The organism is Streptomyces sp. FH025, assembly GCF_017427025.1.
Taxonomy (GTDB): Bacteria; Actinomycetota; Actinomycetes; order Streptomycetales; family Streptomycetaceae; genus Kitasatospora.
This window is the reverse complement of record NZ_JAFLNG010000675.1, coordinates 1-4230: the sequence shown is the minus strand read 5'-3', so window position 1 is coordinate 4230 and position 4230 is coordinate 1. Positions and strand designations below refer to the sequence as shown.

3 protein-coding genes are annotated in these 4230 nt (G+C 72.5%); 1 reads left to right on the top strand and 2 read right to left on the bottom strand.

Going from position 1 to position 4230, the window contains the following annotated elements:
* Window positions 1-16: 16 nt before the first annotated feature.
* Window positions 17-2470: a SpoIIE family protein phosphatase gene (locus J0670_RS31885; RefSeq protein WP_207815451.1), complete on the bottom strand. Its 2454-nt coding sequence runs from the start codon at window positions 2468-2470 to the stop codon at window positions 17-19.
* A gap of 265 nt (window positions 2471-2735) precedes the next feature.
* Here J0670_RS31885 and J0670_RS31880 point away from each other — a divergent pair, with 265 nt between their 5' ends.
* Window positions 2736-3233, top strand: coding sequence for an adenosine-specific kinase (locus tag J0670_RS31880; RefSeq protein WP_207815450.1), 498 nt, complete (start codon window positions 2736-2738; stop codon window positions 3231-3233).
* Between the two features lie 130 nt (window positions 3234-3363).
* Here the strand turns inward: J0670_RS31880 and J0670_RS31875 are convergent, their stop codons facing one another.
* Window positions 3364-4176 (bottom strand): sugar phosphate isomerase/epimerase, encoded by an 813-nt coding sequence (locus J0670_RS31875; protein WP_207815449.1) that lies wholly within the window; start codon window positions 4174-4176, stop codon window positions 3364-3366.
* Window positions 4177-4230 lie beyond the last annotated feature (54 nt).

The window sequence follows — 4230 nt, the reverse complement described above, 5'->3', positions numbered from 1 at the left end:
GGTGACGGTCACGCCGCTAGACGGACTCCGACAGAGCGCACTCGGCCCAGATGATCTTGCCCTCCGCCGTGAAGCGGGTGCCCCAGCGGTGGGCGAGTTGGGCCACGATGAACAGACCGCGGCCTCCCTCGTCGGTGGTACGGGCGTGGCGGAGGCGAGGCGCGGTGCTGTCGGTGTCGAAAACCTCGCAGATCAGGACGGAGTGCCGGATCAGGCGCAGGCGGATCGGGCCGGGGGCGTACCGGATGGCGTTGGTGACCAGCTCGCTGACGATCAGCTCCACTGCCAGTTCGAGTTCGCGCAGGTCCCACTGGGCGAGTTGGGTGGTGGCGAGCGAGCGGGCGTCGGAAACGGCCGAGGGATCGGGAGGCAGGTCCCAGGTCGCGACATGACTGGGCGCCAGCACTCTGGTGCGTGCCACGAGCAGGGCGACGTCGTCGATGGGCGGTCCGGGCGGCAGGCTGTCGATCACCGTGGCGCACAGGTCGTCCAGCGGAAGATCGGTGCGGGTGAGGGTGCGGCCCAGGCGGCCGAGGTCGATGTCTCGGTCGAAGGTCTCGATGAGGCCGTCGGTGTACAGGGCGATGATGCTGCCCTCGGGGAGGTCCACCTCGGCGCATTCGAACGGTAGCGACCCGAGGCCGAGCGGCGGACCGGCCGGCAGTTCGTAGAAGGTGACGGTGCCGCCCGGGGTGACCAGGGCGGGCGGGGGGTGCCCGGCCCGGGCCATCGCGCACCGCCCGGTGACCGGATCGTACACGGCGTACAAACAGGTGGCACCCAGGATGGCTGTGGCCGCGGCCTCGTCCTCGGGCTCTTCCTCGATCAGGCGGATGACCAGGTCGTCGAGGTGGGCGAGCAACTCGTCGGGGGGCAGGTCCATGTCCGCGAGCGTGTGCACGGCGGTACGCATCCGGCCCATGGTGGCGGCTGCGGTGATGCCGTGGCCTGCGACGTCGCCGACGACGAGTGCCACGCGGGCACCGGAGAGCGGGATCACGTCGAACCAGTCGCCGCCCACACCCCCCACATCGCCCGGGGTGCTGGTGGGAACGTAGCGGGAGGCCACTTCCAGGGCGGGGCCGCTGGTGAGGGCGTGCGGGAGAAGGCTGTGTTGGAGGGCGAGGGACGCGGTGTGCTCGCGGGTGTAGCGGCGGGCGTTGTCGACGCATACGGCCGCGCGGGTGGCGAGCTCTTCGGCGAGCAGGAGGTCGTCGGGCTCGAACGGGGCCGGGTTCAGCGATCGGACGAACGTGGCCAGGCCGAGCGTGACACCGCGTGCCCGCAGAGGTGCGGCGATGAGCGAATGGAGCCCGAACTCGCGGATCTTCGCCCCTCTGGCCGGGTGCTCGACGCTCCATGCGTTGTCCTCGGCCGGGTCCAGGACCGGGACCAGCAGCGGCTCGCCCTGCACCAGGTACCGGCCGCCCCGGAACGGCGGCAGCACGTTGATGGGATCCCCGACGGCGGCCACCGCTTCCGGGCTGCCCTCGCGGACCGACCGCAGGCCGGCCCGCCTCATCGCGGGCCTGGTGGTGACCGACGCCGGAGCGGGCTCTTCCCCCTGGAGGACCGATTCGAGCAGGTCGACCGCGACGAAGTCAGCGAGGCTCGGTACGGCGAGGTCGGCCAGTTCCTGGGCGGTGTGCACGATGTCCAGGGTGCTGCCGATACGGGTGCCGGCTTCCTTGACCAGGCCAAGGCGTTCCTGGGCCTTCCAACGATCGGTGACGTCCATGGCCATGTAGCACACACCGAGCAGGTTGCCGTCGGCGTCGACCAGCCGGAAGAACGAGGTCGAGTACGCGTGCTCGTTCCGGGGCTCCGCAAGGGTCCATCCGCGGTACTCGTAGTCGAGTACCGGCTCGCCCGTGTCGAGCACCTTCCGCATCCGGTCTTCGAGCGCCTTGGTGTCCAGCCCGGGCAGCGTGCTCTCCATCCCGCGCCCCAGTCGCTCGGCACGGGCGACGCCGCCCCAGCGCTCCAGGGTGTCGTTCATCCAGACGTACCGCAGCTCCGGGTCGAGCACCGCCATGCCGACCGGCGAGCGGGTGAGGAAACCTTCGAGGACCTGCCCGTTCACCGCCCACGACGGCGGCCGGGTGAGGTCGACCGCGGAGACGAGGAAGCACTCGCGGGCGTCCAGACCGAAGGGCGGTGAAACGCGGAGTTCGGCGTCGATCCGCCGCCCGTCGCGGTGCCGCAGTGCGACCAGACCGCCCCAGGCGCGGCCCGCACGGCATTGCGCGGCGGCGGGGGTCGTCCTCCGGACGTCCTCCGGCGTCGCCAGCAGATCCGCACCGGGCCGGCTGATCACGTCGGCCGGGCGGTAGCCGAGGAGTTCCTCGGCGGCCTGCGTCCAGCCGATGACCACCCCGGTACCGTCGAGCACCGCCGTTGCGGTGCTCACCAGGTCCGGATGACGCGCTGCCACCGGCTCAAGGCCAGTCGTGGGCGGTATGTCGTTCATCTCATCTCCGTGCACCACCTCCCCTCATCATCCCGCAGCTGGACGTGCCGTGAAGGGGCGGCCCATCCGTACGGTGCGTCCCGGTGGTACGCCTGCCGAAAACCGGTCTCCAGTGCGAGGGCGGCGAGCCCGGCCTTCCGGGCGCGGCGTCCCGGCTCACTCGGCGACGCTTCGCCCGCGTGCCGTCCCGACGGCACGCGGGTCCGGCGGACATGATCGGAGCGACATGCATCGTCCGATAACAAGCGGGAGCAAGAGGTTCCTGATGGCCGCTGCCGGATTGTCCTTCGACGTGGTGAGCATCGAGAAGCCCGATGACGTGAATGTGATCATCGGCCAGTCGCACTTCATCAAGACCGTGGAGGACCTGCACGAGACGATGGCCGGGGTGGGCCCGCATCTGCGCTTCGGAATCGCCTTCTGCGAGGCGTCCGGCGCCTGCCTGGTCCGCCGGTCCGGCAACGACGACGAGTTGGTGCCGCTCGCGGTACGGAACGCGCAGGCGATCGCGGCCGGCCACTCCTTCGTGATCCTGCTGCGCGGCGGCTACCCGGTCAACGTCCTCAACGCCGTCAAGCTCGTGCCCGAGCTGTGCGGCATCTTCTGCGCGACCGCCAACCCGGTCGACGTCCTGCTCGCCGTCACCGATCGGGGCCGCGGCGTGATCGGCGTGATCGACGGCGTCCCCCCGGTCGGCGTCGAGACCGACGAGGACGCCGCAGACCGCCACAGCCTGCTGCGCCAGATCGGCTACAAGCTCTGACCTCGGCCTCCCGTCTCCTCCCGGATCGAGAAGCCGCGACGTCGAAACGGTGCCGGACCACGGGCCGGCCAACGCCGTACCGACCGAGCACCAGCGTGCGGACCCAGGCCTAGGACCTGCTGTTCCCCGCCTAGGACCTGCTGTTCCCCGCCCTTGCCGGACCCGCGTGGCCAGCCGCCGCGAGGAACGCCGCGCCTGCGGCGAGCAGTGGGGGCAGCGGGGCGGCGGCCGGGTGCCAGGGCGCCTCGTACTCCCAGCAGACCCAGGCACCGGGCGGCAGCAGGCCCAGGCAGTCCGCGATCGGCAGGGTGCCGGCCCCGAGCGGGAGCGGGGTGAGGTCGTGCGGGCCGGCGATGTCCTTGACCTGGACGTGGCCGAGGTGCGGGCCGAGCGCGGCGTGGGACTCGGCCGGGGTCTCGCCGGCGAGGTGGGTGTGCATCAGGTCCCAGAGCGCGCCGAGGGCGGGGTGGGAGGCCTGCTCCAGCAGTCCGGCCACCGCCCGTCCGCTCCGGTGGGAGTCGTGGGTCTCCACGAGCACCCGTACGCCCAGCCGCTGCGCCTCCCCCGCCACGGCGGCGAGCCGTCGGGCGGCGCGCGCGTCGGCCTCGGCCCGGGGGCCGTCGCCGCCGCGGGGGAAGACCCGGACGGCGGCCGCGCCCAGGTCGGCGGCGAGGTGGAGGTGGGAACGGAGCGCGTCCGTGACCGGCGCGTCCGGTCCCGGTGCGGCGACGCCGACGTAGGAGGCGAGCGCGAGCGGGGTCAGGCCGTGGGCGCGCAGGGTGCGGACGGCGGTGCGGCGCTCCCCCACGGTCATGTCCGGGTGGACCGACTCGCCCGTGGCGCAGCGCAGTTCGAGCCCGTCCCACCCGTGGTCGGCGGCGAGCCCGGCGGCCTCGGCCAGCGGCAGCCCGGGGACGCCGAGCGTGGAGTAGGCGATCGGCATGGAGTCTCCTCGGCCGGTGACGTCGGGGCGGTGCGGACGCGGGGCCCGGCAAGG

Coding starts and splice junctions, on each gene's coding strand:
- J0670_RS31880 (WP_207815450.1), top strand. CDS start 2,736: ATGGCCGCTGCCGGATTGTCCTTCGACGTGGTGAGCATCGAGAAGCCC.
- J0670_RS31875 (WP_207815449.1), bottom strand. CDS start 4,176: ATGCCGATCGCCTACTCCACGCTCGGCGTCCCCGGGCTGCCGCTGGCC.
- J0670_RS31885 (WP_207815451.1), bottom strand. CDS start 2,470: ATGAACGACATACCGCCCACGACTGGCCTTGAGCCGGTGGCAGCGCGT.